Below are 24892 nucleotides of genomic sequence, written 5' to 3'. Positions count from 1 at the left end.
GGCCTTTAATCACTGTCGTGGCTTTGTGGGCCTAGTATATCCTTGGGCGCATTGTCATCGAGCGGACGAAAACGCGGGGCCGCAAGCGGCCGGACCACTCCATTCCCGTCAGATGCGCAAGCGCGGCGCGAAACGATATGAGGATGTCGCGCCGCCTCGTCATGGTTCAGCACCGGAGCGAAGCAGACGTCGCCGCCTTCCAGCAGGAGGGACCATTCCGCCCGCGTGCGACCGGCGAAGAGCGCCGCCATGCGCGCTTTCAGCGCAGGCCATTGCGCGGTGTCGTACTGGGCGGCGGGGTCGACATCGGTCAATCCGAGCCGTTCCAGAAGCAGCGCGTAGAACTGCGGCTCCAGAGCGCCAACAGTGATGAAGCCGTCGGCGCAGGGATAGACATCGTAGAACGGCGAATCGTGGAAGGCGCTTGGCCGTCCGGCTGCGAGCTGTCCGTTCGCCTTTAGCCATTGCACCAACGTGCCGAGCATGGCGACGATGTCGACGATCGCAGCGTCGACCACCCGTCCAGAGGCGCCGCGACCCACGTCGAGCAGCGCCGCGACCATGCCGAAAGCCAGGCCGAGCGCGCCCGAAGCATCCCCCACTATGGTCGGTGGAACGATCGGCGCTGCGCCGTCGCGGGAAGAGAGGGGGAGGAGACCGGTCAGGGCAACGTAGTTGAGGTCGTGCCCGGCAGTCTGTGCCAAGGGTCCATCCTGTCCCCAGCCGGTTATGCGCCCGTAAACGAGGTGCGGATTGCCGGACGCGAAGTCGGAGGGGCCGAGGCCAAGACGTTCCATCACGCCAGGCCGGAAGCCTTCGATCAGGCCGTCGGCTTCTTCCACCAGTGCCCGCGCCCTTGCGCGCCCGTCCGGGGATTTGAGATCGAGCGTTTCCACCCGCTTGCCGCGACGAAGCAGGTCGGTGTCGTCTTTTTCGGTCGTCGAGGCGGCGCCGGGGCGCACGATCAATGTGATGTCGGCGCCCATGTCAGCAAGAATCCGCCCCGCCAGCGGGCCGGGGCCGAGGCCCTCGAACTCGACGATGCCGATGCCGCGAAGTGGCGATGCGAGAGCGCTTGTCACAGCTTGCGCGCGATCAGGTCTTTCATGACCTCCGTCGCGCCTCCGTAGATTTTCTGGACCCGCGCGTCCGCATAGAGCCGGGCGATGGGATACTCGGTGATGTAGCCATAGCCTCCGAAGAGCTGCAGGCAGGCATCCATCACCTTGCATTGCTGTTCCGTGCACCACCACTTGGCCATATAGGCCGCTTCGTCGTCGAGCTTGCCGTCGACCAGGCGCTGGATGCAGTCATTGACGAAGGTGCGCACGACGTGTGCGATCGTCGCGACTTCCGCCAGTACGAAGCGGGTATTCTGGAGGTCGTAGAGCGTCTTACCGAATGCTTTGCGCTCCTTGGTGTACTCCAGCGTTACCGCCAGCGCCCGCTCGATCGCCGCCGCCGCCGGCACCGCGATGAGAAGGCGCTCGTAGGGCAGTTGCCCCATGAGCTGGGCGAAGCCCCGGCCTTCCTCGCCGCCGAGCAGATTCCCGACCGGCACGTTGACGTTCTCGAACGACAGCTCGGCCGTATCGGAAGCATGCTGTCCGATCTTCTCCAGCAGTCGACCAACGTGGAACCCCTGCAGGTTCTCGGTTTCGAGCACGATAAGCGAGATACCGCGGCTGCCTTCCTCGCCGGTGCGGGCGACCACGATCAGCAGGTTGCCGGTGCGGCCGTTGGTGATGAAGGTCTTGGCGCCGTCGATGATATAACGGTCGCCATCACGGCGCGCGCGGGTTTTGATGGCCTTGAGATCGGAACCGCAGCCGGGTTCCGTCATGGCTATACCGGCCAGCATCTCCCCGCTGGTGAGCCTGGGCAGCCAGCGTTTTTTCTGCTCCTCGGTGCCGTAGTCGGCGATATAGTGGGTGGCGATGCTGTGCACGGAAATATTGACCGGCATTTCTGCGCGGGCCAGTTCATCCTGCACCACGAGCTGGTAGGCGGGAGAGGCGCCGGCGCCGCCGTAGTTCTCGTCGATTTCCGGCAGCAGGAAGCCCATGGCGCCGAAGCCGCGCCAGACCTCGCGGGGAATGAAGCCCTGACGACGCCAGCCATCGAGGTGCGGGGAGAACTCGTTGGCGACATAGCGCTGGACTTGCCCGCGAAACGCCTCGATGGAATCATCCATCCAGGGGTGGCGGTGGAGTTGGGGCAGCATGCGATGGTCTCCTTTCAGATGCCGGTGAGGCCGCCGGAGCACAGCAGGGTCTCGCCGCTGACGTAATCCGACTCCGGAATGCATAAGAGATAGACCGCGCCCGCGGCCTCCTCGGGCGTGCCGCCGCGGCCGAGCGGAATGGTGCGCTCCATCGCTGCCAGCAGATCCGGGTTGACACCCACTTTGATGTCGCGGCCGTCGATGCGCTCCGTGCCCTGGTCGGCGGAGTTGCCTGTGAGGCGGGTCCTGATGAGGCCGTAAGCGACGCAATTGACGGTGACGTTGAGCCGCCCCCATTCCTTGGCCAGCGTCTTGGTGACACCGGTGATGCCGGCTTTCGCGGCCGAGTAGTTGATCTGACCCGCATTGCCGAAGAGGCCGGCGACCGACGAGATATTGACCACCTTGCGCACGATACGCCGGCCCGCCTCCGTCTCGGCCTTCGCCAACGCACGGATCACCGGCTGGGCAGCGCGCAGGATGCGGAACGGCGCCGTCAGGTGGCAGTCGATCATGGCGTACCACTGCTCGTCGGACATCTTCTGGATGACGTTGTCCCATGTGTAGCCGGCGTTGTTCACCAGGATGTCGAGGCCGCCATAGGTTTGCGTCGCCGTGCCGACGAAGCGTTCGGCGAAATCGGGCGCGGTGACGCTGCCGGGGCAGGCTACCGCCTCGCCGCCGGCGTCGCGGATGGCCGCCACCGTTTCCTCGGCGGGCGCCTCGTCGAGGTCGTTGACGACGATGCGCGCACCGTCGGCGGCGAGTTTGAGAGCGATGGCGCGGCCGATGCCGCGGCCAGACCCGCTGATCAGGGCGATCTTGCCCTCGAGTTTCCGTGTCATGGAATGTCCTCCCCCAGTGTTGGTCTCAGCGCAGGGCGATGAGCGCATCGCCGACGATCTTGGTTTGTCCGTACTGATTGGCGCTCGCCACCTCGACGCGCACGCAACTTTCGCCATCGTGTTCCAGCTTCTCCACGATGCGGCCCGTGCAGCGGATGGCGTTGCCGAGATGGGTGATGGCCTGGAAGCGCACGTCGAGCCGCCGGAGGCTCGATTGCGGCGCCCAGCCGATGAGCAGCCGGCCGATCCACGCCATCCCCAACATGCCATGCGCGAAGACGTCTGGCATGCCGGCGCGGCGCGCGTATTCGATGTCAATGTGAACGTCGTTGTGGTCGCCGGATGCGCCGGCGAAAAGCGCGAGCGTCTTGCGGCTCACTGGCGGCAGATCAAGCGGTGGCAGGGCGTCGCCGACTTGCACGGCGTCGAAATCGGGTATCGTCATGATCGGTCCTCTCCGGTTCAGTGGCGCACGACGAGGATCGAGCGTAGCTCGGCCACAAGCTTGTCGTTCTGGTCGACGACGCGGGACTGCTTGACGACGAATTCAAGCGCGCCGCCCTTCTTCGCGTAGATGTCGGTGATGCGCGAATGGACGGTGACAGTATCTCCCGCGCATACGGACTTGTACCAGGTGAAGCCCTGCTCGCCGTGGAGCAGCTTGGGGAGCGGGATGCCGAGGTCATCAAGCAGGCTGTCGATGGCGCCGGAATCGAGTTCCGCCGCGAAGAGGAATGTGGGCGGGGCGACCAGGTCGGGATAGCCCGCAGCCTGCGCGGCGCCCACGTCTGTGTAGATCGGATCGGTGGCGCCGATGGCCTTGGCGAAAAAACGGATGCGCGTGCGCTCGATCGGCAGGACGGAGGGCGGCAGTTCATGGCCGATCCATTTGGGGTCGATCGGTTGTGGAGCGGTCATCCCGGAAGTGTTCGTGGCGGAAATGTTCGTGGCGGAAGCGTTCATGGCGGTCTCACACGCGCTCGTAGAGCGTCACGACGCAGGCGCCGCCGAGGCCGACATTGTGCTGAAGACCGAGGCGCGCATCATCCACCTGCCGCACGCCAGACTGGCCGCGCAGTTGCTGGACAAGTTCGGTGCACTGGGCAAGGCCAGTCGCGCCGAGCGGGTGGCCCTTGGAGAGCAGGCCGCCGGATGGATTGGTAACGACGCGGCCGCCGTAGGTATTGTCCCCGTCCTCCACGAATTTCTCTGCATCTCCCTCGGCGCAGAGCCCCAAAGCTTCATAGCTGATGAGTTCGTTCTGGGCGAAGCAGTCGTGCAGCTCGACCAGCCTGATGTCGCGCGGGTCGACGCCCGCGGCGTCGTAGACTTTGCGCGCAGCCGCCTTGGCCATGCCGTAACCGACGACTTCCCGCATGTCGCGTGCCTCGAAGGTCTCAGGCCGGTCCGTTTCCATCGCCTGAGCGCGGATGCGCACCTGCGGCGTGAGGCCGAGACGCTGCAGGGCGCCGGCGGAACACAGGACCGCAGCGGCGGCGCCGCAGGTGGGCGGGCATGCCATCAGCCGCGTCAGGACACCGGGCCAGATGGTCGGGGACGCCAGTACCTCCTCCTCCGTCATCACCTTGCGGAACAGCGCGAGGGGATTGTTGGCCGCATGGCGGCTCGCCTTGGCGCGCACCTTAGCGAAGGTTTCGAGGCGGGTGCCATACTGCTGCATGTGGGCGATCCCGGCGCCTCCGAAGTAGCGCAGGGCGAGCGGTATCTCGCCGTGTCCCACCAGTTCGTCGGTCGCGGTATCGAAGCGGTCGAACGGCGACGGCCGGTCCGTGAACGTGTTGCCGATCGCGCCGGAACTCATGTGCTCGAAGCCGAGCGCCAGCGCGACATCCGCCGCACCGCTCGCCACGGCCTGACGTGCCAGGAACAGTGCCGTCGATCCGGTGGAGCAGTTGTTGTTGACGTTGATGATGGGGATACCCGTCATCCCGACTTCATAGAGCGCCCGCTGCCCGGCAGTTGAGTCGCCATAGACATAGCCGGCATAGGCTTGCTGCACCTTGTCATAATCTATTTCGGCGTCCGCGAGGGCATGCCGGACGGCTTCGGCGGCCATCTGCGGATAGGGGGCGTTGGCCCCTGGCTTGGTGAACGGGATCATGCCGACCCCCGCCACGTAAACATCTTGCGACACGGTGCAACTCCTGTTTCAATCGGTCGACCCGGGGTACGCAGTTCATGCTCGACTGCGAAAGGAGGACGCACTGGAACAGGCGGCGTGCGGTCATGCCGGCAGACGCAACAGCGTGCCGGCAAGGATGCCTCCCCGACGAGGGTTAGCTCCGGCGGGGAAGCCGGCTCATTCGAGCTCGTCGCGGGAACCGTATGTTTCCTCCTTCCGCAGGCATTGCATGCTGCGGTTCTTGGCGGATAATGACGCGTGGGGTAGGAGGCGGCGATTGCCAGTCAGGTCGTTTGGATTGCAAAACGCGTCACTTCGCGCCTCCTCACGTCAGCGTCACCGCTGTGTCGTGCATCCACCCGTTACTGTCCCGATCGCGGCCGTAACGGGCATGCTGTCCGGCGTCGCGGCCCAGCAAGAGGACCGCTGGCTTGGTGTCCTCGTCGAGGAGGCCGGCATCCCGCGCAGTCTGCTGGCGGAGAAAGACGCGCGCGTGACCGGCGACCAGTATGTGAAGCTGTTCACGACGCTGATGAACCGGCTCGACGACGAGTGCCTCGGCCTTCTCTCCCGGCCGCTGCGCCGGGGAGGGTTCGCCCTCGTGGCGCGCTCGGCGCCCAGCGCGCCGTCCCTCGCCGTGGCGCTCGACCGCATCGGCCGTGGTTTCGGGCTGCTGATCGATGACGTGACTTTCGCCGTGGTCCATGACAATTCCCTCACCGGCCTTGTCCTGTGCCCGCGACCCGGCATGCCGCAGCCGCGCAACTTCTTCTTCGAGCTGCTGCTGCGGGTGTGCTGGCGCCTGCTCGCGTGGCTGCGGGGAGGGCGATTGCCCGCCAGCCGGTTCGATTTCTGCTTTCCCCGGCCTGACTATGCCGACATTTACGGCGACATCTTCCGGGCGCCCGTGCGCTTCGATCAACCGACTGCGGCGGTCTGGCTCGATAGCGCGGCATTGCGCGGACCCGTGCGGCGTGACGCGAACGACCTCGAGGCGTTCCTCGCGTCCTCTCCTGCCAACGTGGTGCTGCCCTGGCTCGGGGAACGAACGGCAGGCGCGCAGGTCCACGCCCTCCTGCAGCGAACATGTCCTGTCTGGCCCGACCTGCCGGCGGCGGCGAAGAGCCTCAACATGTCGGTCAGCACCCTTCAGCGACGCCTGAATGCCGAGGGGAAGTCATTCCAGATGCTGAAGGACCAGCTACGCCGCGACCTCGCCATCATGCGGCTCGTGACCAGCACGGAGCCGCTTTCGGTGCTGGCGGCAGAGCTCGGATTCGCCGATTGCGCGGCTTTCCAGCGCGCCTTCAAGACCTGGACAGGCAGCGCGCCGGGCGCCTACCGCCGGATGTTGGAGACGGACGTCCGGCGCGAAACGCCGCCTGCCCTGTCCGCCCGCGTCTCCGCCGGTTCCCGGTAGAGACGGAACGGCGCCGGCGGCGGCTACAGCGCGCTTGCCGTCAAGTCTGCATGGGAAGCGCGGAAGCAAAGATGCCGCGGCTCGTCTTCCGGTATGTCGCAGGCGAAACCCCGGCCACACGCCGGAAGAAGCGCGAAAAACTCGCCGTTTCCGCATAGCCTAGTCTCTCGCCTATCGCGGCGATCGCAAGAGACGAATCCTCCAGAAGCTCGCGCGCACGTCGCAGCCTCACGTTATCGAGGATTGCGCCGTAACTCGATCCGCACTGAGCAAGGCGGCGATGCAGCGTACGCTCGGATACATGTAGCCTGCCAGCGACCTCGACCGCGCTGGGAAATTCGGTCCGTGACTGCATCAGCACCTGGTAGACCCCGTTCACGATGCCGTCGAAATTGGGGCTGGTTTCGAGCATGTTCTCGCAAAGCCGACGGTAGCTGGCTGCGAGAACCGGATTTGTCATCGGGAGCGGCAATGCCCCCGCGCCGGCCTCGAAGTGAAAGGCGGTTCGGGACGACCGATAGATGAATTCGGTCTCCCAGCGGCTGTCAAGGTTCATCCAGTTCTTCGGACGGTCGAGGGGGCTCTCCACGTATTTCAGCGGCAATCGCTGCTGTCGCAGGTCCCAGAAGAAAGTCGGCACCGAGCCAAGTGCACGCTCATGCATGAACTCACGCATGTCCGCCGGAGTGAACTGGTCGTTCGCCGTGAAGGCGATGCCGATGCCGTCCCGCTCCACGAGCCGGTACTCCAGCATCGAATAGCCGAGTGCCTGCATCTTGGTGAAAAGGCGCAATCCTTCGGTCACGTTTGCGGAAACCAATACGGCCAGCCCGAGCGGTCCGTAGGTGACGAGACTGTAGCGCAAGCCCGCGTGGAACGCTGCTCCTGCGACGTGACCGGTGGTCTGCAAAAAGAACCTCTCGAAGCGAAGTTCCTGATGTCCGTTCAGCGTGCTCCATGGGTCGTCGAGCACGTTCGGATCAATGCCCGCCGCGGTAATCAGAGGAATGGGATCCAGTCCGAATTCGATGAGTACCTCGCACATGATCCGGAGGCTCTGATTGGGCAGCCGAATGCTATCGAGACGGTCTACCTGCATGTCGGAGGTCTCCCTGCTGACCGGGCTCTCACTATCGGCATCGTGGCAGTTAAAGTCAAATTGTTGGCAGTTGCGAACATTCTCGAACGACATTTTGCTTGCGAGTATTCCTCAATGAAGGGTCCCTCCAGAGGACCCGAGGAGGAGACAGCAATGACCGCAGCCTGTGCGATCGGGGCATCCCGCGTGATGCCAATTCTCTTGCGACGATCGGGATTCTAACCAAATCAGCGAGCTTTAGCGCGGACCGCGTTTGCATCGGCAGCATTCCACATCACGGATGCTTCGTGCGGGATCGTGCGACGCAATTCATCTCCAACATCTGAATGCTGTTCCGGGGCTATTCCCGGACCAGATGGCTGCCTGTGACTTTCGTTCCAGGACGGGTTCCATTGCATCATCAAGAGGGAAGAACATGAAACGTCGGACATTACTGAAAATGGCGGGCGCCACCGCATTGGCGGGTGTATTTCCCGCGCAGATATTGCGCGCCAGAGAGCCGGACGAATTCCATATTGCAGCGATCCTGGCGTTTTCCGGTCCCTACGGGTTGATCGGCACCGACATGCGCAAGGGGGCCGAGCTCGCCGTCGCGCATCGAGGGGGAAAGGTGCTGGGGAAGCCGATCCGTTTCAGTTGGGAGGATGACGAAACGAAGCCGCAACCGGCGGTGCAGAAGGCAACCCGACTGCTGGCCGGAGGCGCGCAGACTATTTTCGGTGCCGTAGGATCGGCCTCGACGCTCGCGCTGCAGAGCCTTGCCAACCAGCGCAAGGTGCCGCTTCTGGTTACCATTTCGGCCGATGACGCGATCACCAAGCGTAACGGCTCGCGTTACACCTTCCGCACGTCCAATACGCTCGGCATGGAAATCAGGATGTGCGTCGAGTTCGTGAAGACGGCGGGGCTGAAGAAGATCTACGGTGTGACGGCCGACTATCAGGCCACCCGCGAAGCGTGGGAACAATTTTCGGTGCTCGCTGCCAACATCGGCGTGGAAATTGTCGGCGGCGATTTCGCCCCCCTCGGCAACCGCGACTATTCCGTCATCATCGACAAGATCGCGAAGACAAATGCCGAGGGGATCATCGTCGTCGCCACCGGCAACGACGGCGTGACCTTCGTCAAGCAGGCGGGCCAGGTCGGTCTCGGCAAGAGCAAGACAATCTTCGGTCCCGTGCTGCAGGACGAAACATTCGCCGCGGCGACCGGACCGGCGGCGCTGGGCGTTCAGTCGGGCGCGCGCTACCACTTCAGCATCGACAATCCGCAGAACGGGAAATTCGTCGATGCATACCGCGCCATCCACGGCAGCTTCCCGTCGAGTTTCGCGGGCGAGGCCTATGACGGCCTGAGCTGGTGGCTGGACGTCGTCGAATCGACCGACAAGTGGGACATCGAGGCGTGGGTGAATGCCTTCGAAACCAGCGTCCGGGAAAATTCGCTCGAGGGGCGCAAGGAAATGCGCCCATGCGACCATCAGGCCGCCCAGGCCGGCCTGTGGGGTGAGGTCGTGCGTGGTGAGGCGCCGTTGCCGGAGCTGACCATGAAGATCACGAACGTTTTCCCGGCCGACAAGCTGTTCGATGCCTGCTGATGGCCCGCTCAATCGGCCGGTAGGGGTGACAAAGCCGCCGGCCTCTCGCCCGCTCACCGCCATGCCCGTGATCGGAAATCAAACGAATGTCCATTGTCATTATCGGTCTTAGTCTCAGCTTCCTGCTGTTTCTCCTGGCTGCAGGCCTTACCCTGATCTTCGGGATGCTGGGCGTCATCAATTTCGCCCACGGCGCTCTCTATATGCTCGGTGCCTACGTCTGCTATAGCGTCGGCGTGGCGACGGGGTCTTTCTGGGGCGGTCTGCTAGTCGCTCCGCTGGTCGTTGCCGCCGTCGGCGCGCTGATGGAAACGCTGACGCTCCGGCGTGTCTACGATCGCGATCATATCTACCAGCTTCTGCTTACATTCGGCTTTATCCTGGTCTTCGACGATGTGACGAAGATCGTCTGGGGCCTCGACTACAAGCAGGTGCCTACGCCGGAAATCTTCTCGCAGCCGATCGAGATGTTCGGCAGCCTGATTCCTTCCTATCGCGTGTTCGTTATCCTTTTCGGGACGGCGGTCTCGATCGGCCTATTCCTGGTGCTCGACCGTAGCAAATGGGGCATGGTCATCCGCGCCGCGAGTTCCGATTCCGACATGGCGCAGGCGCTCGGCATCGACGTGTCGAAGGTGCGCACGGGGGTCTTCGCGCTGGGCGCGGGCCTTGCGGCCGTCGGGGGCGCGATCACTGCCCCGTTGGTGCCGATCGAGCTCGGAATGGGCTTCAGCATCATCATTGACTGCTTCATCGTCGTCATCATCGGCGGTCTCGGCAACATCCGCGGTGCCATCCTCGCCTCGCTCGTGATCGGGATGACGCGAGCGGCCGGCTATGCCTACGCCACCGAATGGGTCGAACTCACGACCTTCGCGCTGCTGATCGTAACGCTGATGTTCCGCCCCGCCGGCCTGTTTAGCTACAAGGGACGCTCGGCATGAACAACCTGCTCCGCAGCCCGTTCCTGACGGGCGCTCTCATGGCCGCCATGATCGTCAGCCCGTTCTTCCTGTCCGGGGGCGAGGGGGTCAACCTCGTCAGCCTGATCCTGATCTGGGCGCTATTCGCCATCGGTTTCGACCTGATCTTCGGCATGGCCGGTCTGTTATCCTTCGGGCATGCGGCGTTGTTCGGGAGCGGTGGTTACGCACTCACTTTCCTGACCGTCGGCCACGGCGTCGGCTTCCTGCCGGCGCTGCTGGTGGCCGCGGCCGTAGGGGCGGCTCTGGCTTTCGGCCTCAGCATCTTCGCGCTCAGGGTGTCGGGGCTGTTCTTCTCGCTGCTGACACTGGCGCTCGCCCAGATGGTCTACATTCTGGCGTCCACCCGGCTGCGGGAGTTCACCGGCGGGCTTGACGGCATCCCCGGTGTGCCGCGTCCCGAACTGTTCGGGATCGATTTCTACGACAACCACAATTTCTACATTTTCCTGCTCGTCGTGTTCCTGCTTGGCCTCGGCCTCATGGCGCTGCTGCGCGCCTCGCCCTTCGGGCGGTCGCTCAGGGCCGTGCAGGCCAACGCGGTGCGTGCCGCGCAACTCGGCTACAATGTTCACCGCCTGCGGCAGGTCGCGTTCATCGTTTCGGGGGCCTATGCGGGCGTGTCGGGCGCGCTGCTGGCTTCGCTGATGTTCTACATCAGCCCGCAGATGCTCCACTGGACGACTTCCGGCGACGTTCTGATCATGACCGTGCTCGGCGGCAAGGGCACGCTGCTCGGGCCGATCCTTGGGGTGGCGGTGTTCGAGGTGCTGAAGGAGGAACTGAGCCAGTTCACCCAGTACTGGTACGGTATTCTCGGCCTGGTTTTCATCGTCGCGACCATCTACTTGCAGAACGGCATCGCGGGTCTGTTCCAGCCGCGCGGCGGCGGTCGCGAAGGAGGTTCCCCATGAGCGGCGGATCGCTAGCAGGCGGATTGCTGCGCTGCGAGAACGTTCAGGTCGCGTTCGGCGGGCTGAAGGCGGTGAATGGCGTGAGCCACGATTTCCTGCCGGGCCGGCTATACGGCCTCATCGGCCCGAACGGTGCCGGTAAGACCACGCTGATGAATGCACTTTCGGGCCATGTGACAGTGAGCGCAGGCCGCGTGCATCTGGATGGAACGGACGTGACCGACCTGCCGGTCCACGCCCGTGCACGCGGCGGCCTGGGGCGGAGTTTCCAGATCACCAAGATCTTCGCCGGAATGTCGGTGCTGGAAAATCTCGAACTCGCCGCCTTCGCGCATCGCTACCGGGTCCAGCCGTTCTGGCTGCCCGTCGGCCGCTTCCGCGGCGTGCGCGAGGCGGCGGAGCGGGTGCTGGACGAGGTCGGTCTCGCGCGGCTTGCGCACGCGCCGGCGGAGAACCTGTCGCACGGTGATCAACGGGCTCTGGAAGTCGGGCTGACGCTGCTCGGCGAACCGCGCGTGCTGCTGCTCGACGAGCCCCTCGCCGGCGTCGGCCACGATCAGGTGGAACGGGCCATCGGCCTGCTCGGGCGCATCGTCAAGAACCGGACCGTGTTGTTGATCGAGCACAACATGGATGCGGTGATGGAGATCTCGGACGAGATCATCGTGATGGTGCAGGGTCAGATTCTGGCTTCCGGCCTGCCGAAGGACATCCGCGCCAACGCAGCCGTGCGCAGGGCCTATCTGGGGGAAGAGCCATGACGGTGCTCGCGCTGCAATCCTGCGATGTCTTCTATGGCAAGGCCCAAGCCTTGCATCGGGTGTCGATCGACGTGTCGCAAGGCGAGGTCGTATCGCTGATCGGCCGCAACGGCGCGGGCAAAAGTACCTTGCTCAAGGCGCTGATCGGTCTCTGCTCCATCGCCTCCGGCCAGCGCCGGTTGCATGGCGACGACGTGACAGCGCTGCGCCCGTATCAGCTCGGCCGGCGAGGCATCGCCTTCGTGCCCGATACCCGCCGCATCTTTTCCAACCTGTCGGTGGAGGAAAACCTGCGTATCGCAACAGTCATGGGGCGCACAGGCCGCTGGACCATAGAGCGGGTGTGGGAACTCTTTCCGGTACTGAAGGTGCGCGGCATGCAACCGGGCAACACTCTCTCCGGCGGCGAACAGCAGATGCTCGCCATCGGGCGTGGCCTGCTGACGAACCCTGACGTCCTGTTGCTGGACGAGCCGACCGAGGGCCTCGCGCCGCTCATCGTCGATCTCCTCGTCGAAGCGATGCGTGTCATCAACGGCGAGGGAATGGCCATCCTGCTGGTGGAGCAGAACCTGCGCGTGCCGCTGAAACTTGCGCACCGGCAATTCGTCATCGACCACGGCGCCATGCTGTGGAGTGGAACGACAAGCGATCTGCAAGCCAATCGCGACCGGATCGAATCCCTGATCAGTGTTTGAGGTGAACCATGGGACATGCATATATCGTCGGAGTAGGGATGTCGCGGTTCGGGCGATTTCTCGACCGCTCGTTGGCCGATATCGCGGCCGAGGCCGTCACCGAAGCCATTGCGGACAGCGAGCTGGAGCGGGCTGATCTTCAGGCCGTCTTCTTCGCCAACGCCACCCAGGGCATCGTCGAAGGACAACATCTCGTGCGCGGGCAGATCCTGCTGCGCAAGCTCGGTCTGCCGGGCATTCCGGTTACTAATCTGGAGAACGCGTGCGCGAGCGCCAGCACGGCGCTGAACGCCGCCTGCGCCTACGTCATCTCGGGTCAGGGCGATGTCGCCATGGCGCTGGGTGCGGACAAGATGAATGCGGCCGATCGCGCTAGGTCCTTCGCGGTTTTCGACGGGGCATGGGATGTGGGCGACGAGGAGGCCTCCATCCGCCGTCTCGCGCAGTTCGGCTCGGCCGTTGAGCCGCCGGAACGCAAGGTCGAGACCGGCCAGCGCAGCGTTTTCATGGATATTTATGCTGCGCTTGCGCGCTATCACATGGGTCGGTTCGGCACCACGCAGGCTGATATCGCCGCCGTTTCGGCCAAGAACCACAAGCATTCGGTGCTGAATCCCAAGGCCCATTACCAGACGCCCATGACCGTCGACGAGGTGCTGGCGGCGCGGGAGGTGTCGTGGCCGCTGACCCTGCCGATGTGCGCGCCGATCAGCGATGGCGCCGCTGCGGCCATCGTCGTGTCGGAAGCGAGGGCACGGCAGTTGGGTCTGTCCCGCGCCGTTCGCGTTGCCGCCAGCGTGCAGGCGTCGGGGTCGGATCGTGCCCCGGATGATATCGAGCGGCATCTATGTCGACGCGCCGTCGACCGAGCCTACGAGGTCGCTGGCCTCGGCCCGCAGGACGTCTCTGTTGTCGAGGTTCACGATGCTTCCGCCTTTGCCGAATTGCAGCAGGCGGAACTGATGCGGCTGTGCCCGATGGGTGAGGGTGGCCCGCTGGCGCGTTCCGGGGCGACATCGCTTGGCGGGCGCATCCCTATCAATGTGTCGGGCGGTCTTGAGTCACGCGGGCATCCGATCGGTGCTACGGGATTGGCGCAGATCTACGAACTCGTCATGCAATTGCGCGGCGAGGCCGGGGGCCGTCAGGTTTCCGGCGCGCGTGTCGGCCTGGCCGAGAACGGTGGCGGCTTCTACGGATACGAAGAGGCCACCGCCGTCATCACTTTGCTTCAGCGTTAGGACAAGGCCATGCGTTTAATCGATCTTTTCGACCGCGGCGTCGCTATCGCCCCTGACCGCGTCTGCCTGAAGGATGCCGACATAAGCCGGACGTTCCGCGACGTGCAATTACGAACCTTCCGCTTCGCCAACGTCCTCGCCGCGACCGGGTTCACACCGGGCCAGAAGGCGGCGGTTTACAGTCCCAACTGCGTTATCGGCTTCGAGGTGATGCTGGGCCTGTTCCGGTCGGGAGTCGCCTGGGTGCCGGTCAACGCAAAGAACGCCATCGGCGAGAACTGTTATATTCTCGACAATTGCGACGTCGAAATCCTGTTTTATCACAGTGAGTTCGAACCACTGATTGGCCAGATTCGCTCTGCCTGTCCGAAGATTGGCCACTACATCTGCCTTGATCGGAGAACGGACGCGGTGCCGTCGCTGGAAGATTGGATGAAGGATGCGCCGGAGACCGATCCGGACGTGCCGCTTGGTCCCGATGATCTGGTGGGCATCCTCTCTTCCGGTGGCACAACGGGGCAGCCCAAGGGCATCCTGCTGACGCAGCTCAACTGGACGACCATGGTCGCCAATTTTTGTGCCGCATTGCAGGTCGGGCCTGAGCCGGTGCATCTGGTCATCGCGCCTATGACTCATGCCGCCGGGTTGCTGGGTGTGGTTCTGGCGGCTGTCGGCGCCACCAACGTTATCCTTCCCCGTTTCGATGCGGCGGCTGTGCTCGACGCGATCGAGGCGGAAGGCGTCACGCACCTGTTCCTGCCGCCGACCGCGATCTACATGCTGCTGTCGCATCCGGGCATCGAAGGGCGCAACTTTTCGAGTCTGCGCCACTTCATCTACGCGGCCGCGCCGATGGCCGTCGATAAGCTGCGGCACTGCCTGGCGATCTTCGGACCGGTCATGACCCAGAGCTTTGGCCAGGCCGAAGCACCGATGTTCTGCACAGTCCTGCCGCCCGAGGACCATCTGGTCATCGGAGATCCTTTGCGGGAAAAGCGTCTGGCAAGTTGCGGCAGGCCGGCACTGCTGACCCGTGTCGCCATCATGGATGGCGATGGCAACCTGCTGCCCGCAGACGAGCGCGGGGAAATCGTGGTGCGTGGCGATCTCGTGATGAAGGGCTACTACAAGAACGAGACCGCCACCGCCGAGGTGTCGCAGTTCGGCTGGCACCATACCGGCGACATCGGCTTCATCGACGGGGACGGCTATGTCTACATCATCGACCGCAAGAAGGACATGATCATCTCGGGCGGCTTCAACGTCTATCCGAGCGAGGTCGAGCAGGTGATCTGGGCGCATCCCTCCGTGCAGGATTGCGCCGTCATCGGCATTCCCGACGAAAAATGGGGTGAGGCCGTCAAGGCCGTGATCGAGCTCAAGCCCGGTGCCAGCGTCGATCCCGAGGAGATCGTCGCACTCTGCAAGGCGGAACTCGGCAGCATCAAGGCACCGAAGTCGGTGGAGGTCTGGGAAGCTCTGCCGCGCAGCCCGGTCGGCAAGGTGCGCAAGAAGGACATCCGGGATTCGTTCTGGCGCGGGCAGGTCCGGAACATCTAGACGAAAAAGGATGATGAACGTCGCCACGCTTCTTCAACAGTCGGCAATCGTGTTCGGGGGGCTTCCGGCCGTTTGTCAAGGCGCCGTCGTTGTCCATACTTGTGCGTCATTGCGCGCCCGCAGCGCGACCGTCGCCGTGGGCCTTGCGGCACTCGGACTCGCGTCTGCCGCGCGTTGCGATCTACATGGCGAACCGGCCCGAGTCTCTAGAAATCCTGTTCGGCATCTGAGCCGCCAGCCGAGTGGTGGTGCCAGTCAATGCCAAGCTCCATCCTTGGGAACTGTCGTACATCCTCACCGACAGTGAGGCGGCAGTGCAGTTCATCGATTGGCTCGGCGAAGTCTCCGGTTGCGAAGCCATTATCGATATCGGCGAGTAACAATACCGTGATCTGGCCGGGGTTGCCGCGGATCTTGTTCAAGCCCCGGCCGCGGGAGACCTTGTCGCACGGGATAGGGTGGATGTCCGCATTTTTTAACAGATAGGGGGAGGACATCATGCTTGGACGTTTGCAGGACAAAGTGGCTGTCGTCATGGGCGCAGGGTGCGCGGGTGAGGGATGGGGCAACGGCAAGGCGACGGCTGTGCTTTTCGCTCGCGAGGGCGCAAGGGTGGTCTGCATCGATCACAACCTCGAGTCGGCGGAAGCTACGGTCGACATCATTCGCGCTGAAGGCGGCAAGGCTGTCGCCATGCGGGCCGATGTGACCTCGGCGGAACATATCGACCGCGTGACGAAGGACGTGCTGTCGGATTTCGGCCACATCGATGTGCTGCAGAACAACGTGGGCATCGCCGACACCGTCTGCGCCACCGAAGCAGTATCCGAGGCGAGCTGGGACCGGGTGATGGACGTCAACATCAAGGGCATCTTCCTGACCTGCCGGCGCATCATGCCCGAGATGGCGAGGAGGCGCGGGGGTGCGGTCGTCAACGTGTCCTCTCTCGCCTCGATCAGGATCATCGGTGTTCCGATGGCTTCCTATTATGCCTCGAAGGCGGCAGTGAACCAATTCACCCAGGCGGTGGCCATCGAATATGCGACGCGGGGTGTACGTTGCAACGCGGTTCTGCCAGGGCTCATGAATACGCCGATGATCGTCGACCCCTACAAGTACGTCTATCAGGACGTCGACGACATGATCGCGCGGCGCGATGCTATGGTTCCGACTGGAAAAATGGGCGATGCCTGGGACGTTGCGCACGCTTCCCTTTTTCTGGCGTCGGACGATGCGTCATACGTGACCGGCGTCCTGTTGCCCGTTGACGGCGGCATGTCCTGCAAATGCGGTTGAGGCCGGACAAGGTGAAGCTGATTGAAGCTAACAGCACCAAGTGATTCTCGGCACCGCCGACGTACATGAGGGGCCGGACGGCACGACAACACCGGTTGTCGCCTCACTGCCCCACGAGGTCGGTGACGACGACTGGGCGCTGTCTCCCGGACCAGCAGCTGTTAGATCAGAACCATGTCGGGTAGTACCAGCGCGATCCGCACGCATATGTCCCGCCTCCTTGATCACATTCAGGCTTCTGCCGCTGACAAATCTCACTCCCTAGTGAAGTCAGGATCGGCGCCGCCCCTGATCCTCTCGCACTGGCAGTATTGACATTATAAATCAATATATTATACCAATTCTCATTGATCTGAACCTCTATATCCACTGCCGCATTCCGATAGTCATGATGCGCGACGGTTGGTCGATGAGTTTGTTCCATGCGTAGCAGCAGTGATCGATGATATCGACGTAGGAGTAGAAGCCCCGGTTTGACAGCCAGTTGTCGCGCATGAACTGCCAGACATTTTCCTGCGGGTTGAGTTCGGGGGCACTTGGCCTGCAGGTGCAAGAGGGTGATGTTCGGCGGGATGATCAGCCGGCTCGACAGATGCCAGCCGGCCTGATCGAGCAGGAGGATGGCGTGCCTGCCCGGCGCGACCTGGGTGGCGATCCCGGCCAGATGCGGGCTCATCGCCGGGGTGTCGCAGACGGGCTGGACGAGAGCGGCGCCTTTGCCGTCCTTCGCACAGATCGCGCCGAAGATGCAGGTCGAGGCCGTGCGCTGGTCGTGCGGCGCCGACGGTCTGGTTCCGCGCCTGGCCCAGTGTCGCGTGATCTTGTTCTTCTGACCGATACGCGCCTCGTCAGCGAACCAGATTTCCATATCGGCGGGGTCGAGGCCTTTATCTCTGGCGACCTCTGCTACACGGGCGGGAAAGCTTTTTTAAAATCCTCGATCGCCTCTTCGGCCTGCGCGTGATGGCCGGCCGGGCGGAAAGCGCTCAATGAAAGAATCGCAGAGCATTTTACGATCATGACCGATCGAAAAATGCTTTAGCCCATGGCCCGCAGTTCCCGGGTCAGCGTCGGCCTGGAAACGGATACCCTGAACTCGTCGTGAAGCCATTGGCACAGATCGATGATCCGCCAGCGCACGACGCCATGGATCGCCGGCGTCGGCCCACTGTCGATGATCGCGGCCAGCGCCTTGCGATGCTCGTCGTCGAGCCGAGACGGTTGGCCCGGCGCCTTGCGGTCGATCAGTCCATCAGGACCGAGCGCGTTGAACTTCAAGACCCAGCCGCGAACGATCTGCACTGTCACGCCGCCGATCCGCGCGGCTTCGCCCCGGCGCGCGCCCTCGTAAATCGCCGCCAAAGCCAGCAGCCGCCGGGCTTGCGGTCCGTCCTTGGACCGCCTCGCAACGGCCCGGATCATCGGCGCATCAAAATCAGCCCGAAGAGGAATCAGCATCGCAAACCTCATGCGTTCTCACAAATGAATCAGAAAAGCGCTGATCGGGGAAGACCAGAAGAGTCATGAGCTCCGAGACTTGGTATTATATGATATTGGAAGTGGTCTTGACCGTGATCATTTAATTACAACAGAGTATTGGGAATTTCTTTCTTCTGTTCCGGTCTGTCAACTGAAAAGTTATTCTTGACTTAAACATGGCTTATGAGCCTTGGATATCACTGAGGTCTGTCACCTTACCTCACGCCATCAAGCGTATAGTATCCGTTCCGCCGCCAATTGAGGAGCTGTGACAAGGCATCGGCCTGATCGTCATGACGACTGTCGGGAAAAGCAAGAATCTCGTTCCGGAAGTCATCGAGCCAGGAGGCGGCCGACGGCAGCAGCACCGCGCCGGCCTCGATGCGGGCCGAACAGGCAGACATCCTGACGACCTTGTCGGCTTCCGGCTTGATCGCAATCGTGTGACAACGGTCACGCTTGAGGTCCTGGATCAGGCTCGTGCCGCTGCCCTTGTCCTCGATCAGAATGGTTTGCGCCTTCCAGCGCTCCCTGGCCCACAAGATGCGATTCTTGAGGCTGGGATAGTCGAGCTTTTCCCGGATGACGTCGACGATGTAGACCGTGTCCTGAACGACAAGAGCGGTAATGCCTACCGAATAATTGTGCAATTCACCCGCCTTCGAAGCCGTATCCCAGCTCTGAACCATCATCGCCGGCCACTTCGCCTCGGGCAAGGCGCTATATTGGCCGAACCAGGCCCATTTGATCATGTTGCCGCCGGCCGGCACCGGCGATTGCTGATATTGCGCGGAGAAGGCTGCCGAGCCCATATCGCTCTTCAGACGGCCGAGATCGGCAACAGTGTCGCGGCCAGGGTGAAGGACGTCGCCGGGCTTGATCAGGTGGGAGCGCCCGTAACCGATCGGGATACGGAGTTCTTCTTCGGCAATCGCCGGGAGATTGAGGTGAACCCAGCCGCTCTCCGCCAGAGTACCTTTGGCGAGCACATGGCCTGCGAGATCGTCGACATGCAACCGCTGCATGATCAGGATGATGACGTCGCTTCTGCGGTCATCGAGCCGGGTCAGTAGCGTTTCGTCGAACCAGCGTTTGACGGAATCGCGGGCCGCCTGCGACTCGGCGTCCACCGCTTTCATCGGGTCGTCGATGATGATAATGCCGCCCCCGCGTCCCGTGAGCGGTCCTCCCACCGTGGTGGTCAGCCGGTAGCCGCCGTCCGTGGTGCGGACCTCGCGCTCCCTATCCTTCCCTGGGTCGATCCGGGTGTACGGAAACAGATCACGATACCAGTCGGCCTTCATCACCTTGCGGAAGGCATTGGCGTGCTCGACCGCGAGATCATTGCCGTAGCTCACCGTGATGATCCTCCGGCCGGGCTCATGTCCGAGAACCCACGCCGGAAAGGCGACGGATGCGGAATGCGACTTCAGGCTGCGGGGCGGGACCGTGATCAGCAATCGCTTGATGCGGCCATGCATCACCTTCGACAGGTGCCAGGCAAAGGCATCGATATGCCAATTATGCAGATAGGGCAGGGCGGGATAAAGCTCCCGGAACGATTTTTCGATGAAGGCGCCCAGGTTCTGTCGCAGGATCACCTGCATATCGTGATAGGTGAGTTCCGGCGGATCACCCGCGACTTGCAAATGCGCTTGCCTCATTCGCCGCCCTCCGGAAGCACTCCGTTGGGGAACAACCGCTGCATGATCGCTCGATCCGATTCATTGAGCTGCTTGCGGGCGTCGTCATTCGGGGCGTTCGGTTCTCGCTCCATATGGCCGAGGTCCCTTAGAATACCGAAAAGTGCCGTTGTTGCCCTGGCATCACCCTTGAGGGCCTTGTTGGTCAGCTGACGAAACCAGGCCTCCTTCCGGGTGATCTTCTTCTCCCGGTCTCCTTCCCGGACGACGATCTTCTCATCCAGAATCTCCTGCAGGAGCGTGCCCGTGTTCCTGGTGCCTCTTTTACGGCCCTTCGGGTTTCCGGATTGGCCGGGCTTGAAGCGGCTGTGGCGTGGCGGCCTGCCGTAACCTACCTCATAGGCCGGCGCCGGCGAGGCAGCCTCCGCTTCCAGCCCCTCGACATTGTCTTCCACGGGGTGATCATTCATGGGAAATGAGTCTCTCGCCGTTCGAGCCTGGTGTCGGAGCCGCCGTATCCGGCAATTCGTCAGGAATCTGATGCTGAAGCCGCTCCGCCGCGCGCCGGGCACGCGCGGCCGCAAACGTCTCGCCCGTCGCCGCCAGCACGGCGTCGTCCTTCGCAAACCGTTGCCAGCGAAGGATCGCCGTATCGCAATAATGAGGATCGATCTCCATCGCTCGCGCGCGGCGCCCGACTTTCTGGGCGGCAATCAGAATCGTGCCGGAGCCGCAGAAGGGGTCGAGCACGATGCCGCCCCGGCTCGAGCAATCCTTCATCGCATCGGCAACCATCGCCACCGGCTTGACCGTGGGGTGGAGGGCAAGCTCCTCCCTCGCGGTTCTGCCGCCCGAGTTGACGCCGCGATAATTCCAGACATTCGTCCGGTAGCGGCCTTTCTGGCCGAGCTCGAAGGAATTAATATGCGGCGCGGTGCCCGCCTTCCAGGCGAAGATCAGCTCATGCCGGGAGCGATAAAAGCTTCCCATGCCGCCGTTGTCCTTCACCCACACGATCAGGTTCTTGAGGTCGGAATAATGCGCCTCGCCCGCCTGCTGCATTTCGGTGAGATGCCGCCAGTCGATGCAGAGGAAGTGGATCGAGCCGTCCGCGCTAAAAGATACGAGGTGACCGATGATTGTGGATAGGAAGGCGGTGAAGGCCTCCCGTGACATCTCCCCCGAGGCCATGGCGAACTCGCGGTGGCGAATCTTTCCCGACCCGCTGACATGGCCGTCGATCGGGACGTTGTAAGGCGGGTCGGTGAACACCATCTGCGCCTGCTCGATCCGGCTGCCCGCCGTCATCAACAGCCGGTACCCGTCGGCCTCCCGCGCATCACCGCAGACAAGCCGGTGATCACCGAGCAGCCAGACATCGCCCGTCTCTGTCGTAGCCGCGGCGCTGCTGTCGACGACCGGAACGCGATCATCCCGCGGATCGGTATCATCGCGGGTGCCGCCGATGTCGATGAGATCGTCGATCTCGGCCACCGAAAAGCCGGTCAGGCCGATGTCGATCTCCGGCGCCTGCTCGATGAGGAATTGAAGCTCGATGGCCAGAATTTCCTCGTCCCAGCCGGCATTGAGGGCGAGTTTGTTGTCCGCCATGATGTAGGCGCGCTTCTCGGCCTCCGACAGCGATGCGATCAGCCGGCACGGCACTTGATCCATGCCGAGGAGTTTCGCCGCCTCGACGCGGCCGTGCCCTGCCAGGATGTGGTCATGCTCGTCGATCAGCACGGGATTGGTGAAGCCGAACTTTTTGATGCTGTCGGCGATCTGACGGATCTGCTTTTTCGAATGCGTCCGCGCATTGCGGGGATAAGGCGTCAGGTTCCGGATACCCTTGTTCAGGAGCCGTTCAGCGTCCATCGTCATGGACCTCCCGCTGAACGGCTGCGCTGACATGATCTTGCCTTGAGTTCCCGTTGCCCGCGCTCGCGTCGGCATGGGTCTTCAACCTGTCGGCCTGTGCAAGGCAAAGCTCGGCGAACCGCCGGAGGAATGCCTCGTCGGGTTCCAGTCCGGTCGCCGACCAGCCGGCATAAGCCTGCTTGAACAATTCCTCGGCGTGAAGCAGACCAATCGCGCTGTGGCGGACGATCTCGTCCCAGAGGGTGACGATGCCCAACGATAGGGGATCGGCAGGCATGCCATCCTGGCCATATCTCCGGAGAACGGCTTGGCCGATCGACGAGGCGGCGAAGGTGTCGACAACGCGGGAGAATTCAGGCGAAGCCTTCTCGAGCTGATCAGCGTCGAACAGCCATCGCTGCGCAAAGGCGTCACGGCGTGCCTCTGCCAGATATTGTTCGCCATGCTGTTGCCACTGGCGCTGCAGACGGCGGAGCACTGCGGGAAACTCCGGATCGTCCTCATCGAGCAGTGAGCGGAAGGCTCCTGTTGCGTTCGGCGACAGGCCGAAAATCAGGTTCCGCACTGCTTGCCGCAGCAGGCGCTGGTCGTGTTCGCGATTCGGTGCCGTGCCCATTGGGCGGCCGCGTTTCCTGGGAATCGTCATGGCCTCGATCCATCTTGGTCATCCGGGAACAAGATGGATTAATTAATGACGTTATACAACGTCATTAATTCAATGCAATTGTGTCACTGTCCCCTAACGTCGCCTGAATCTTGTTTTTTATTCTGAAAATTCAACTCATTAGAGGATTCGGAGACTCCGACGCTCACTGTGAATGCCAATGACGATTGGCTTGTTACAAGCCTTGTCGAGAATGGCGCTCGGCGTAAACATTGTGCGATCGATTCGCTGCAGGATATCGATGCGATGAAGCAGCGAGAATAACCTGGCGATACCGATCCGTAAGGTCTGTTAGTTAGCTTCGAACGCAAAAGGGCGGGATGCAGTCATTCGCGGCAAATGCGAATACAGTAACTATCTTGCAGGAAGGTGACGCTCGAATCCCGCATGTCCCGTCATTTTTCGTCGATGGTCCACTATTGTCGCTGCTCTCCGCATCCCAGCAAGCGACATGGTAAATCGCCGATTCTATGCTAAAGCTTAATGTCGTGGGCGAGTTGCAGACTGGTTCAGCATAGATTGAAAGACTAGCAATGGCCGAAGCGCAGCCGATAATCTACGCGGGTCTGTCTCATGTCACCTACGATGACGAGCCGCTTGAGCTAGGCCATGGTATCGTCCTAAGATCGGCCTATGCTCATCTTTTTGCCGCTAACATGATGGCGTTCGCTAAAGCGACAGATGGGAATCCTCACTCTTTACCTTGGCGCGCAGCGCGAGGTGGGTTTAGTTACGACGTTGAGGTCGAACTGGCGGTCCCCGCAAGACAGAGGCTGCCGGGAGGACTGAGCGGCGAGGATATCGTGTGGCTGATCGCGGCATTATTGAGGCTGGCGAAGTACGCGTATCTCATGGTTCCGGTCATCTCTGACGTCCCATTCGACTCCGCCGCAACGTCGAAGCAGGAACCGTTGCTCCGACCGTTCGAGATCGAACCTCGTATTCTTTGTGCAGGGGAGAAGGAACTGTCGCGCCTCAAGATTGAAGATCTGTCGTGGGTGAAGTCCGTCTGGCCTCGCACAGCGGAACTACTGAGGACATGCTCCCCCTTGAACATGGCGCTTCGGGCGGCGGATGCTTGCACGGTGAGAGGAAGACCGGCCTCGGCGCTGCTGACAGTATGGGGCGCGCTGGAAGAACTGTTCGCGCCGTCGCGAGCCGAGCTTCGTTTCCGGGTATCCGCCCACATCGCTGCATACCTTGAAGCAGCAGGGCCCAAGCGACTCGAATTATTCAAAACGGTCGCTGACCTATACAACGCGCGCTCGAAGGCAGCACACTCGGCCCAAGATGCGGAGGTCGCTGCCTTGGTGCAGAGTTTTGTTATCCTGCGAAACGCTCTCATTCGGATGATTGATGAGGGAATCGTGCCCACGCAAATCGATTTGGAGAAACGCCTGTTCTGCAATGATAGCCAATGATCGTCGACAGCGCGACGAACTAGGTGTTTAGTCCCGGTATTTGGTGGATCGGGTTGAGAATGAATCTCTCCGGCTCGCTTGTCCATCGCTTGCAGATGAATTCGTAGGGTGTAAGGCCTTTGAGGGTCTTGAGCCTTCGGGCGAAATTATAGGCATTGATGAAGTCGGCGAGGTGCCTTCGCAGTTGATCGTGGTCGTCATAGTGGAAGCGCTTGACGGTGGCGTCCTTGATGGTTCGGTTCATCCGTTCCACTTGGCCGTTCGTCCAGGGATGATTGATCTTGGTGAGCCTGTGTTCGATGCCGTTCTCGTCGCAGACGCGATCGAAGATGTGGTGGAAGGCGTATTTGTGACGGGCATGGTTGGTGAACTGGATACCGTTATCGGTGAGCACCGTGTGGATAATATAGGGCACCGCTGCGATGAGGTTGCGCAGGAACTGAGCCGCGACCATCTTGCTCGCCTCCTGGTGGAGTTCGGCGTAGGCGAACTTTGAAGTGCGGTCGATGGCGACGAACAGGCGCAGCTTGCCTTCGGCCGTCTGGACCTCGGCAATGTCGATGTGAAAATAGCCGATCGGATAGCTTTTGAACTTCTTCTTCGCCGGTTTGTCGCCTTCGATCTCCGGAAGCCGGCTGATTCCATGCCGTTGCAGGCAGCGATGCAGGGAAGACCGTGTCAAGTGCGGGATCGTCGCCTGAAGCGCGTAGAGGCAGTCATCGAGCGGAAGCAGGGTGTGACGCCGGAAGGCGACGATGATCGCCTCCTCCTCGGGTGACAGCACGGTGGAATGCAGCTCCTTCGGCCCGGTCGGCAGATCGGCCGCCGAGCTCCGCTTCTTCCACTTTGCCACGGTCTTCTGATTGATCCCGTAGCGCTTGGCCAGAGCCCTCAGGCTCTCTTGACTATTCTGTATTGCTCGACGGACCGCCTCTGTCGTTCGGGCGCTCCCGTGCAGAATTTGTCCCATAGCGCATCCTTCCATTGCTGGCTGAATAATGCACCATCAAAGCCCGGGACTAAACA

General features: G+C 62.3%; 23 protein-coding genes and 1 pseudogene. 10 read left to right on the top strand and 14 right to left on the bottom strand.

Features of this window, described 5'->3' with window-relative positions; genetic code table 11:
• Nucleotides 1-5: 5 nt before the first annotated feature.
• The 6 genes from ACUSIJ_RS07860 to ACUSIJ_RS07835 are packed head-to-tail and all read right to left on the bottom strand — an operon-like array spanning nt 6 to nt 5224.
• Complete coding sequence (locus tag ACUSIJ_RS07860) at nt 6-1082, bottom strand: CaiB/BaiF CoA transferase family protein (RefSeq protein ID WP_449307826.1); 1077 nt, start codon at nt 1080-1082, stop codon at nt 6-8.
• Nucleotides 1079-2224: an acyl-CoA dehydrogenase family protein gene (locus ACUSIJ_RS07855; protein WP_449307825.1), complete on the bottom strand. Its 1146-nt coding sequence runs from the start codon at nt 2222-2224 to the stop codon at nt 1079-1081. Before ACUSIJ_RS07855 ends, ACUSIJ_RS07860 begins: the two co-directional genes overlap by 4 nt.
• Nucleotides 2225-2238: 14 nt before the next feature.
• On the bottom strand, nt 2239-3069 hold the full coding sequence (locus tag ACUSIJ_RS07850; protein WP_449307824.1) for an SDR family NAD(P)-dependent oxidoreductase: 831 nt from the start codon (nt 3067-3069) through the stop codon (nt 2239-2241).
• A 25-nt stretch (nt 3070-3094) separates the two neighbouring features.
• Entirely contained in the window at nt 3095-3514 is a 420-nt protein-coding gene (locus tag ACUSIJ_RS07845; protein ID WP_377591240.1) for a MaoC/PaaZ C-terminal domain-containing protein, read from the bottom strand.
• Nucleotides 3515-3531: 17 nt separating this feature from the next.
• On the bottom strand, nt 3532-4032 hold the full coding sequence (locus ACUSIJ_RS07840) for a MaoC family dehydratase N-terminal domain-containing protein (RefSeq protein WP_449307823.1): 501 nt from the start codon (nt 4030-4032) through the stop codon (nt 3532-3534).
• A gap of 7 nt (nt 4033-4039) precedes the next feature.
• Nucleotides 4040-5224 (bottom strand): lipid-transfer protein, encoded by a 1185-nt coding sequence (locus ACUSIJ_RS07835; protein WP_377591243.1) that lies wholly within the window; start codon nt 5222-5224, stop codon nt 4040-4042.
• 379 nt (nt 5225-5603) lie between these two features.
• Between ACUSIJ_RS07835 and ACUSIJ_RS07830 the strand changes: the two genes are divergently transcribed.
• Nucleotides 5604-6632, top strand: a complete 1029-nt coding sequence (locus ACUSIJ_RS07830) for an AraC family transcriptional regulator (RefSeq protein ID WP_449307822.1) — start codon at nt 5604-5606, stop codon at nt 6630-6632.
• Between the two features lie 40 nt (nt 6633-6672).
• Here ACUSIJ_RS07830 and ACUSIJ_RS07825 read toward each other — a convergent pair whose 3' ends face one another.
• Nucleotides 6673-7824, bottom strand: a complete 1152-nt coding sequence (locus ACUSIJ_RS07825; protein ID WP_449307821.1) for an AraC family transcriptional regulator ligand-binding domain-containing protein — start codon at nt 7822-7824, stop codon at nt 6673-6675.
• A 160-nt stretch (nt 7825-7984) separates the two neighbouring features.
• Here ACUSIJ_RS07825 and ACUSIJ_RS07820 point away from each other — a divergent pair, with 160 nt between their 5' ends.
• The 7 genes from ACUSIJ_RS07820 to ACUSIJ_RS07790 all read left to right on the top strand — a co-directional run bounded on the left by ACUSIJ_RS07820 (nt 7985) and on the right by ACUSIJ_RS07790 (nt 15485).
• Entirely contained in the window at nt 7985-9328 is a 1344-nt protein-coding gene (locus ACUSIJ_RS07820; RefSeq protein WP_449307820.1) for an ABC transporter substrate-binding protein, read from the top strand.
• Between the two features lie 86 nt (nt 9329-9414).
• Nucleotides 9415-10272 (top strand): branched-chain amino acid ABC transporter permease, encoded by an 858-nt coding sequence (locus ACUSIJ_RS07815; RefSeq protein ID WP_377591251.1) that lies wholly within the window; start codon nt 9415-9417, stop codon nt 10270-10272.
• Nucleotides 10269-11225: a branched-chain amino acid ABC transporter permease gene (locus ACUSIJ_RS07810; RefSeq protein WP_377591253.1), complete on the top strand. Its 957-nt coding sequence runs from the start codon at nt 10269-10271 to the stop codon at nt 11223-11225. Before ACUSIJ_RS07815 ends, ACUSIJ_RS07810 begins: the two co-directional genes overlap by 4 nt.
• Nucleotides 11222-11986, top strand: coding sequence for an ABC transporter ATP-binding protein (locus tag ACUSIJ_RS07805; RefSeq protein ID WP_377591255.1), 765 nt, complete (start codon nt 11222-11224; stop codon nt 11984-11986). Before ACUSIJ_RS07810 ends, ACUSIJ_RS07805 begins: the two co-directional genes overlap by 4 nt.
• Nucleotides 11983-12684 (top strand): ABC transporter ATP-binding protein, encoded by a 702-nt coding sequence (locus ACUSIJ_RS07800; RefSeq protein WP_377591257.1) that lies wholly within the window; start codon nt 11983-11985, stop codon nt 12682-12684. Before ACUSIJ_RS07805 ends, ACUSIJ_RS07800 begins: the two co-directional genes overlap by 4 nt.
• Before the next feature lie 8 nt (nt 12685-12692).
• Complete coding sequence (locus tag ACUSIJ_RS07795; protein WP_377591259.1) at nt 12693-13925, top strand: thiolase family protein; 1233 nt, start codon at nt 12693-12695, stop codon at nt 13923-13925.
• Between the two features lie 9 nt (nt 13926-13934).
• Nucleotides 13935-15485, top strand: coding sequence for an AMP-binding protein (locus tag ACUSIJ_RS07790; protein WP_377591261.1), 1551 nt, complete (start codon nt 13935-13937; stop codon nt 15483-15485).
• 206 nt (nt 15486-15691) lie between these two features.
• On the opposite strand, the gene ACUSIJ_RS07785 is transcribed toward ACUSIJ_RS07790, so the two are convergent.
• Nucleotides 15692-15985 (bottom strand): hypothetical protein, encoded by a 294-nt coding sequence (locus tag ACUSIJ_RS07785; RefSeq protein ID WP_377591263.1) that lies wholly within the window; start codon nt 15983-15985, stop codon nt 15692-15694.
• Here ACUSIJ_RS07785 and ACUSIJ_RS07780 point away from each other — a divergent pair.
• Nucleotides 15984-16781, top strand: a complete 798-nt coding sequence (locus ACUSIJ_RS07780; RefSeq protein WP_449307819.1) for an SDR family NAD(P)-dependent oxidoreductase — start codon at nt 15984-15986, stop codon at nt 16779-16781. The genes ACUSIJ_RS07785 and ACUSIJ_RS07780 overlap by 2 nt on opposite strands.
• Before the next feature lie 360 nt (nt 16782-17141).
• On the opposite strand, the pseudogene ACUSIJ_RS07775 reads toward ACUSIJ_RS07780, so the two are convergent.
• The 5 genes and pseudogenes from ACUSIJ_RS07775 to ACUSIJ_RS07755 all read right to left on the bottom strand — a co-directional run bounded on the left by ACUSIJ_RS07775 (nt 17142) and on the right by ACUSIJ_RS07755 (nt 22427).
• Nucleotides 17142-18239, bottom strand: a pseudogene (locus ACUSIJ_RS07775) (IS630 family transposase).
• 236 nt (nt 18240-18475) lie between these two features.
• Complete coding sequence (gene terL / locus ACUSIJ_RS07770) at nt 18476-19867, bottom strand: phage terminase large subunit (RefSeq protein WP_449307818.1); 1392 nt, start codon at nt 19865-19867, stop codon at nt 18476-18478.
• A gap of 53 nt (nt 19868-19920) precedes the next feature.
• Nucleotides 19921-20358, bottom strand: coding sequence for a DUF5681 domain-containing protein (locus tag ACUSIJ_RS07765; RefSeq protein ID WP_449307817.1), 438 nt, complete (start codon nt 20356-20358; stop codon nt 19921-19923).
• A gap of 7 nt (nt 20359-20365) precedes the next feature.
• Entirely contained in the window at nt 20366-21784 is a 1419-nt protein-coding gene (locus tag ACUSIJ_RS07760; protein WP_449307816.1) for a site-specific DNA-methyltransferase, read from the bottom strand.
• Nucleotides 21768-22427, bottom strand: a complete 660-nt coding sequence (locus ACUSIJ_RS07755) for a hypothetical protein (RefSeq protein WP_449307815.1) — start codon at nt 22425-22427, stop codon at nt 21768-21770. The genes ACUSIJ_RS07760 and ACUSIJ_RS07755 overlap by 17 nt, the downstream gene beginning before the upstream one ends.
• A gap of 551 nt (nt 22428-22978) precedes the next feature.
• Here ACUSIJ_RS07755 and ACUSIJ_RS07750 point away from each other — a divergent pair.
• Entirely contained in the window at nt 22979-23866 is an 888-nt protein-coding gene (locus ACUSIJ_RS07750; protein ID WP_449307814.1) for a hypothetical protein, read from the top strand.
• Nucleotides 23867-23885: 19 nt separating this feature from the next.
• Here ACUSIJ_RS07750 and ACUSIJ_RS07745 read toward each other — a convergent pair whose 3' ends face one another.
• Nucleotides 23886-24836 (bottom strand): IS481 family transposase, encoded by a 951-nt coding sequence (locus tag ACUSIJ_RS07745; protein WP_449307813.1) that lies wholly within the window; start codon nt 24834-24836, stop codon nt 23886-23888.
• Between the last annotated feature and the right edge of the window lie 56 nt (nt 24837-24892).

The organism is Pseudochelatococcus sp. B33, from assembly GCF_053570585.1.
The sequence above is the reverse complement of the archived record's forward strand: the minus strand, read 5'-3'. Positions and strand labels throughout refer to the sequence as shown.

Excerpts from the sequence above, each read along its gene's own strand:
- ACUSIJ_RS07855 (WP_449307825.1), bottom strand. The coding sequence starts at position 2,224 with ATGCTGCCCCAACTCCACCGCCACCCCTGGATGGATGATTCCATCGAG.
- ACUSIJ_RS07850 (WP_449307824.1), bottom strand. The coding sequence starts at position 3,069 with ATGACACGGAAACTCGAGGGCAAGATCGCCCTGATCAGCGGGTCTGGC.
- ACUSIJ_RS07845 (WP_377591240.1), bottom strand. The coding sequence starts at position 3,514 with ATGACGATACCCGATTTCGACGCCGTGCAAGTCGGCGACGCCCTGCCA.
- ACUSIJ_RS07840 (WP_449307823.1), bottom strand. The coding sequence starts at position 4,032 with ATGAACGCTTCCGCCACGAACATTTCCGCCACGAACACTTCCGGGATG.
- ACUSIJ_RS07830 (WP_449307822.1), top strand. The coding sequence starts at position 5,604 with ATGCTGTCCGGCGTCGCGGCCCAGCAAGAGGACCGCTGGCTTGGTGTC.
- ACUSIJ_RS07825 (WP_449307821.1), bottom strand. The coding sequence starts at position 7,824 with ATGTCGTTCGAGAATGTTCGCAACTGCCAACAATTTGACTTTAACTGC.
- ACUSIJ_RS07815 (WP_377591251.1), top strand. The coding sequence starts at position 9,415 with ATGTCCATTGTCATTATCGGTCTTAGTCTCAGCTTCCTGCTGTTTCTC.
- ACUSIJ_RS07810 (WP_377591253.1), top strand. The coding sequence starts at position 10,269 with ATGAACAACCTGCTCCGCAGCCCGTTCCTGACGGGCGCTCTCATGGCC.
- ACUSIJ_RS07805 (WP_377591255.1), top strand. The coding sequence starts at position 11,222 with ATGAGCGGCGGATCGCTAGCAGGCGGATTGCTGCGCTGCGAGAACGTT.
- ACUSIJ_RS07800 (WP_377591257.1), top strand. The coding sequence starts at position 11,983 with ATGACGGTGCTCGCGCTGCAATCCTGCGATGTCTTCTATGGCAAGGCC.
- ACUSIJ_RS07795 (WP_377591259.1), top strand. The coding sequence starts at position 12,693 with ATGGGACATGCATATATCGTCGGAGTAGGGATGTCGCGGTTCGGGCGA.
- ACUSIJ_RS07790 (WP_377591261.1), top strand. The coding sequence starts at position 13,935 with ATGCGTTTAATCGATCTTTTCGACCGCGGCGTCGCTATCGCCCCTGAC.
- ACUSIJ_RS07780 (WP_449307819.1), top strand. The coding sequence starts at position 15,984 with ATGCTTGGACGTTTGCAGGACAAAGTGGCTGTCGTCATGGGCGCAGGG.
- ACUSIJ_RS07785 (WP_377591263.1), bottom strand. The coding sequence starts at position 15,985 with ATGATGTCCTCCCCCTATCTGTTAAAAAATGCGGACATCCACCCTATC.
- terL (WP_449307818.1), bottom strand. The coding sequence starts at position 19,867 with ATGCAGGTGATCCTGCGACAGAACCTGGGCGCCTTCATCGAAAAATCG.
- ACUSIJ_RS07760 (WP_449307816.1), bottom strand. The coding sequence starts at position 21,784 with ATGACGATGGACGCTGAACGGCTCCTGAACAAGGGTATCCGGAACCTG.
- ACUSIJ_RS07755 (WP_449307815.1), bottom strand. The coding sequence starts at position 22,427 with ATGACGATTCCCAGGAAACGCGGCCGCCCAATGGGCACGGCACCGAAT.
- ACUSIJ_RS07750 (WP_449307814.1), top strand. The coding sequence starts at position 22,979 with ATGGCCGAAGCGCAGCCGATAATCTACGCGGGTCTGTCTCATGTCACC.
- ACUSIJ_RS07745 (WP_449307813.1), bottom strand. The coding sequence starts at position 24,836 with ATGGGACAAATTCTGCACGGGAGCGCCCGAACGACAGAGGCGGTCCGT.